This is a genomic window from Acaricomes phytoseiuli DSM 14247 (genome assembly GCF_000376245.1).
GTDB lineage: Bacteria > Actinomycetota > Actinomycetes > Actinomycetales > Micrococcaceae > Renibacterium > Renibacterium phytoseiuli.
Window position 1 is genome coordinate 1 of the sequence record NZ_AQXM01000019.1, and the last position, 6,472, is coordinate 6,472.

At 54.3% G+C, this 6,472-nt stretch carries 8 protein-coding genes; 5 read left to right on the plus strand and 3 right to left on the minus strand.

Features of this window, described 5'->3' with window-relative positions; all coding sequences use genetic code 11:
• Positions 1 to 231 (minus strand): transposase (locus C501_RS14465; protein WP_026174446.1); only part of this gene is annotated, 231 nt, incomplete at its 3' end.
• A 572-nt stretch (positions 232 to 803) separates the two neighbouring features.
• Here C501_RS14465 and C501_RS14905 point away from each other — a divergent pair.
• From C501_RS14905 to C501_RS0100345, 5 genes are all read left to right on the plus strand, one after another.
• Positions 804 to 974 carry a cypemycin family RiPP gene (locus C501_RS14905; protein ID WP_156807541.1) on the plus strand — a complete coding sequence of 57 codons (171 nt, stop codon included), beginning with the start codon at positions 804 to 806 and terminating at the stop codon, positions 972 to 974.
• A 69-nt stretch (positions 975 to 1,043) separates the two neighbouring features.
• A complete protein-coding gene (locus C501_RS14670) occupies positions 1,044 to 1,859 on the plus strand; it encodes a hypothetical protein (RefSeq protein WP_245532360.1) in 816 nt (271 codons plus the stop codon).
• Positions 1,856 to 2,779, plus strand: a complete 924-nt coding sequence (locus C501_RS0100335; protein ID WP_018133654.1) for an alpha/beta hydrolase — start codon at positions 1,856 to 1,858, stop codon at positions 2,777 to 2,779. Before C501_RS14670 ends, C501_RS0100335 begins: the two co-directional genes overlap by 4 nt.
• On the plus strand, positions 2,766 to 3,311 hold the full coding sequence (locus tag C501_RS13415) for a hypothetical protein (protein ID WP_018133655.1): 546 nt from the start codon (positions 2,766 to 2,768) through the stop codon (positions 3,309 to 3,311). Before C501_RS0100335 ends, C501_RS13415 begins: the two co-directional genes overlap by 14 nt.
• Positions 3,304 to 3,918: a hypothetical protein gene (locus C501_RS0100345; RefSeq protein ID WP_018133656.1), complete on the plus strand. Its 615-nt coding sequence runs from the start codon at positions 3,304 to 3,306 to the stop codon at positions 3,916 to 3,918. The genes C501_RS13415 and C501_RS0100345 overlap by 8 nt, the downstream gene beginning before the upstream one ends.
• A gap of 6 nt (positions 3,919 to 3,924) precedes the next feature.
• On the opposite strand, the gene C501_RS0100350 is transcribed toward C501_RS0100345, so the two are convergent.
• Positions 3,925 to 5,271, minus strand: a complete 1,347-nt coding sequence (locus tag C501_RS0100350; RefSeq protein WP_156807542.1) for a hypothetical protein — start codon at positions 5,269 to 5,271, stop codon at positions 3,925 to 3,927.
• 169 nt (positions 5,272 to 5,440) lie between these two features.
• Entirely contained in the window at positions 5,441 to 6,109 is a 669-nt protein-coding gene (locus C501_RS0100355; RefSeq protein ID WP_018133658.1) for an ABC transporter ATP-binding protein, read from the minus strand.
• Between the last annotated feature and the right edge of the window lie 363 nt (positions 6,110 to 6,472).

Consider the following 6,472-nt stretch of genomic DNA (forward strand, 5'->3'; position numbering starts at 1 on the left):
GTTTTCCTGCTCGAGGAGTCGGATCCGCTTGTTCGCCTCGCGGAGCTGCTTACGCTCGTCCTCGGTCAGGCCCGGCACGCGCCCGTCTTCGATGTTTGCTTTTTTCAGCCAGTTGAACAACGAGGCTTCGGAAATCCCGAAGTCTCTCGCAATCTGCGATAACGGGGCCCGGGCTTTACGGGCCACAGCCACGACATCGTCACGGAACTCTTTCGGATAGGGCTTGGGCAAGAGATACATCCTTCCAGCGAGGACGAATCCTCACAGATCAGATGTCAACCAAACCCGGGGCAGACCCACCTGACCATGGAAAGCAACCGATGAGGTACCCTCCGAGGAGCTCCATGGGGATACCCTACACTTCTTAACCAGCTCCATTGCTGAACGTTAAAGACCGCCTGCGCGACGATCAGCAATGCCAAGAAGCTTCGGATGCGCGGCGACGCCCAAAAACTCTCGCTATCGCCGCCTTTGATCGGCTCTGGCGTCACGATCATTTACGCGGAACCTGAGGAAATTGCAGCCGCCTCGCCGAAGTGCCCAACGGTAAGGGATATGATGCATCAAGTAGATCCGGGCGGCGACCGCTGCGTACCCTCACCTGCCTCTAGAGTTCGCTAATAGGCCCAAGGTGCTGCGCAGAATCGACAACTTCTCACAAGGTTCTCCTATTGTAGCCTGGCGTTTATTCTAATATGTTGGCTAATAAGGGGTGGGGCTAGTTAAGGCGCTCCTAGGAGGTCGGTTACGACTCTCCGAATCAACTGATATCTGGAAGTGAACTCAACCTATCGAGGAGAAAAATGTCTTCAACACTAGTACAGACACCGTCCGTAGAAGATTCCGTCAACGCAATGTTCAGCCACATCGACCAGGGGTTCGTCAACGCCCACAATGAACCGGCGATGACAACACCGAGTGCAATCGTCACGCAGACGTTGGTGGTCGGAAGCACTATCTGCCTCGTTTGCTGACCCGCCCGTAGGAAGCTTCCTGGAGTTCGGATTTCGTTGACACCACGACAAAGAGGCGCTCTTTTGCTTTTGACGACCGAAAACGACCACCTCAAATCGGCTGCTTATTGGGTCATGGCACCTGCCGCCGTCAGCAAGATCCTCAGTGGGCTGGAAGCCCTATCTGCATCGAATCAATATAGATCAGACGGAATTCTCCAAGGACGATCAGCAAGCAAGCCGAACAAAATCCTGCCGAAGAGAATTCGTACTTCACTCGATACTTGGCAGGGAGCGGCAGCCCTCCAAGTGTTGAGTATCTCTGGTGGAGTTTTGGTTCTCTCTGGCTTCGCCAACCGTCCTCGGCAAACGCTCGGAGCGACCATGATGTTCCTGTCGAATAAGCTCAGCGAGCTGAGAAACCCTTATGGCAGCGATGGCGCAGACCAGATGTCGGAAGTAATCTCAGGGTACCGAATCATCACGGCCTTCGTTCCAAACAAAACACACTCCGATGACCTGTTCCTGAGGGCTGTCAACGCTCAAGTATGCATTTCGTATGCCGCTTCGGGTCTAGCAAAACTGATCTCGAGCTCTTGGCGATCCGGCGTAGCCGTGGAGAAGGTCCTCAGAACCGATCTCTACGGCAGAAGCAAGTTAGCAGGATTCTTACGGAACCACCCTCGGCTCAGCAAGACCCTCTCCTGGTCAACTATCGCCTGGGAAACGACATTTCCGTTGATCTACCTAGCAACACCGGTTCAAGCACGCCGAATTCTCCTAGCCATCAAGGCCTTCCACCTTGGAATCGCGATGACTATGGGGCTGCCGCGATTCTTTTGGGCATTCAGCTCGGCTCACGCAGCCGTCATTTATGCCATCGAGTCGAAACAGACAAAGAAATGAAGCTAGAAAAGGCCGCACTTGCTACCTTTGCCGCTGGCCTTGCCTTGAGCTCAGGGATGACATACGTGCGACATCACGAAGAGTTGATTAGACGATCTGGACTCAAAGGAACGCAACTGGTCAATGACCATCACGGAAGACCAATCGAATACATCTTTTCCCCTCCCGCGGAGGGGCTAACCGTCCCCACAGTAATTTTCGAAAATGGCCTAGGATCTCCGCTGGAAAGCTGGGACTGGGTCCGATACCTGCTGAAGGGCAAGGTCGGAACGGTGCAGTATCACCGCAGAGGATACGGTCGAACGGTAAGTCTCCAGCGTCCCGCCGTGTTGGTGGAAGCGATTTTAAACAAACATGCCCCTGCAGGCCCGATCGTTTTCGTTTCGCATTCGATCGGGGCACTGGTGTCAGCGAATTTGCTCTCCGAGTCGGAAACTTTGCGTTCTCGAACTCAAGCATTAGTTATTGTCGACGGAACAAACGGCGCGCTACTGGAGGAGGATCGCGAAACTCCGGGGAGAATCGGAATGTTCAAACAGACCGCAATGCAAGAGGGGCTAGCTCACGTCCTCGGGGTCAACAGGTGGGCACCAAGCAAGTTGGAAAGAGACGTCGAATACCGACCTGACATTCAGCGAGCCTTTCTCATCACCGGGTCCCGTCCCAGAACCCAATTTGCTGCACTTCGTGAATATCTCACGGAATCGACTGCGCATCAGCGTGATGTCGCTTCCTATGGCATCAAACAGCTTGTCGTTGCCGCTGAGGACAACGTCGCTCAGGAACGAGAGCTAGCTGAACAAATCGGTGCTAGATTTACTTCAGTTCCTAACAGTAGTCACCGATCCATTATTGGCAAAATCCAGTGCGCTCAGGTCCTCGCATCCATCGTGCAGGAGGTCGTAGATGCCAAGGCTTGAACAAGTGCTCACCGGCGCGGTCGGGGTTGTACTTGTCAGCCACTTGGTCGTTACTGCCTTTGATAATTTGCCGACCTCTCAGGTGTCAATCGGGATGCGTCTGCCCGCCTTCAAGAAGATTCCGCAATGGCGATTTTTCGCCCCAAATCCGGGTGTCGAGAATCTTCACGTTATGTATCGGACTGGAACTGAAGGCAATTGGGGACAGTGGCGCGAGATCTCTTTCCGGAAGAAGTGGAGATTCTACTCTGCAGTATGGAACCCCGGGGGCCGGGCAGCCAAAGCGTTGTTTGATGTTGCTTATCAGCTTCGCATCTTGGCGGGTTTCGGTTCAGCTTTCGACTGGGTCCTGGAAAGCGAAGGTTACCGACTTATGATCGACCTGGTCCAGAGCCTCTGTCTAGAGCAGAACGAGGTTGGGAGTTTTCAATTCATGATCCTTGCTGCAATGCCCAACGAAGGAGAAGCTGGCATGAAGCCGATACTCGTCTCAAGGCCAGAGTCGATAGCCAAAGCTAACTTCCATGTCTGAAGAATATACTGCTGAGCAGTTGGCAGAGTTGATGCAGAATCCTCCCCAAATTGGTTTGGACCGACTAACCCTGATTGTCACTGGTTCAATCAACGCCGCACTGGTACCGTATTGGCTGAATTGGTTTCGGAACGCGTACCCGGCGGTTCTAGTTAACGTCATCATCACGTCAACTGCGGAACGATTCGTCACCTTCAACGCATTGAAACACCTAGCAAACGGCGAAGTCTGGAGGGATAGTTGGGACGAGCCGCGACTACCCGGCGGCTCACATATGGGATTCGATGATCTGACAGCCGGTTTCGGTGTTTTCCCCTCGACCTTGGACTACGCAATGAGACTCGCCTCTGGCCGCTCTGACTCCCCGTCTTTGATGGCTCTCCAACTGAGCGACAAACCGATCGCGATAGCCGCTTCCTTCCCAGGAGTGAATCCGCTTCTGAGCGAGAACCTGAACAAACTCGAGCTTCGGAAAAACATCGCTTTTACCGGGAATGTTTCCGCCTACAGCGTTGGTCGTAAAGATTGGTCCGGCCAAACAGGCTTCTTCATGCCTTTACTGATGCAAGCACTTGCTGATCTGATTTCGAAACGAGCCTCGGCTTAGAGGCACTCATAACCGTACTAGTCGTCGTTGAGTTAACCAGCCGAGTGCGGCTAACGACAGGAGCGCCAGAAAGATACTGGGAAGCAGCATCCCGGTGCTCATGACCCCAATGATCGATGCCCCTAAAGAAGCACTGATTAAAATCGCATCAGCTTGCCAAGCCAAAACAACAAGAGAAGAAAGATCTCCGAACGGTGTTGGAATCGGGGTAAGTAGTACCGGCGGAAGCGGCCCTCTAGCACTGTCGTAGACCCTCACCCCTGAAAGAATCGCCAAGATCATCACCCCTGCTATCCAGGCACCCAACGATATCGTCGTAACACCGCTGACCGACATAGCTATCCCGACGACGGCCAAAGTTGCCAGCGACCAGGTTATGGGGAAGATGCTGTGGAACAGATATAGACGCAACGGTGGATACCCGTAAATCGTTGGAGCTGCTGTTGCTTCGGCTGCATGGCGGAATCCATCGCAAAAGACTCCCAGCCCAAAGTAAGCAAGAACAGAGCCAGCTCCGGCCGGCAACCAAGCAACCGGGCCGGACGAACTAGCCGCGAAAAAAATAAGACCGACGCCCGCGGCCAAGGCAGCTGTACCGACCAGGAAACGTACTGGAGTACGCAACGCGCCTAGGCCATCGCGTACTAAGAATCTCCAGGGAGTTGGAACAGGTAGCACCGCAGGCAAACGTCTGCCGAAACGTGGCTTCGCCCGGAACACAGCCAACGCCGTAGAGAACTCACCGGCAGAGGTTGAAATTCCTGCGGCCTGCCAGCGCTCACTCTGTTCCAAGAGCCCCTCGAATTTGAGGCGGCCGAGCAAGAACGGTGTCGAGAACGCAAGCATCCCTGACAACAGCGTCAGCAGTATCAAGCCCCACATTTCAGATCCGCCTGCGACCGGCCAAACCTGTCCGAGCCATCCCCATGGGAGATAATTGTTGGCACCGGTGAACACCCACGACAGGATGCTTCCGGCTGCAAGGAGCATCGGGAGTAGCAGGCGCCAGAAACCGATTGACGTTTGCCCCAAGAGCCAGAACCAGCTGCCAATAACGCCCCAACAGATGGCAGCAAGCACAAATGGAACTACCGCCGCTAGCGTGGTACTCCCGGACAAGACAAACACTGACGCAAAGAAGACCGCTACACCGTCGAACAGACCGGTCAAAATAAGAGCCGAAAACAAAAAAGGCGTAAACATACTCACGCTGCGAGCAATATTGCTGCCAGCCAGAACATACGTCTGGAACGGCTCTCGAAGAGCAGGCCCTCGGACCATCCCCACAAAAAAGAGCAGCAACAGACTTAGCGCCCCGACAAGGCTGACGAACTGCGGGGCCGAAGCGCCCATGAAAATCCCCAGAGCCTCGGACGTTGACGCTGCGTCCGCAAGTGCCCTTATTATCGGCGCGGCTACCAACAAGACTAGCAGAATTCCGACATAGACGGCATAAGCTAGTTGTCCGAAAGTTTGGCCATCCCCGCGGTGTCGATAAATCGATCTGGCCAAGCGAATCTGCTCAAACTGGGTCAGCATCCGCGGCATCACCCACGATCAGCCGATGGCTGGCAACTTGATCAACCAAACTTCGACTATGGCTAGCCAACACCAAAGTCACACCAGTAGAAATTGTCTCGTCAAGAATGCCGCCCAACATCGAGAGTCGATCAACATCCAGACGCTGTTCGGGCTCATCTAACACAAGGAGGTCGAAGGGCCGCATCCAGGTCAGGGCCAGCGCGAATAATTGCGTTTGGCCAGAAGAAAGTTCGTGCGGAAAACGATGTCTAAGCTCTGCAATCCCAAACCTCGAAAGTGTCGCCGCACTTTTGTTTTTCGCATCACGGACATCGATTCCCCAAGAAGCTCCGACCAGAGCCATATGTTCGTCGAGAGTCAAATTTCGAGCAAATGGAGGCAACCCCACCAAGGCAGCAACTGCCGAACGAAAACTGCGTCGACGTTCGTCAACGGGCGCCCCGGCGATCAACAAACTACCGTCGCTGATCGGGATCGCACCGACCAATGCGCGCAACAAGGTAGTTTTCCCCGAACCGTTTTCACCAGTAACTGCAAGAGCTTGGCCTCGAGCAAGCTCAAAACTTGTCGGAGCAAGCATCACCTGACCAGCACTGCTCACACTGACGTCCCTGGCCACAATCAAGGCACCCGGCAAAACCTGCCCCATCCCTGAGCCTCTAGGCTCACCACAATTCAAAATCTACGTATCGCACCACATCAACATTTTCTCTAAGACTACCAATGTGCCGCGCTAAGACCCCCGCTCTCCTGACCTGGTCTAACTTGGCGGCTCAGGACATCTACAGGAGAACCGGGCCACCATGTCGAGTTAACTCTTGAGTTCAGTCACCGCGATGAGCGGCACATCACTGGTGGGGTCTGTCCCGGGTTTGGTTGACAGTTGGGGTTTGGGGTGATCAGGCCGCTTTCGCGTCCGTGTAGATCGTCTCAAACTCTACGGGAGTGAGTTTGCCGAGGCCGCGTTGCCGGCGTCTTCGGTTGTACTTCGTTTCGATCCAGGAAACGATCG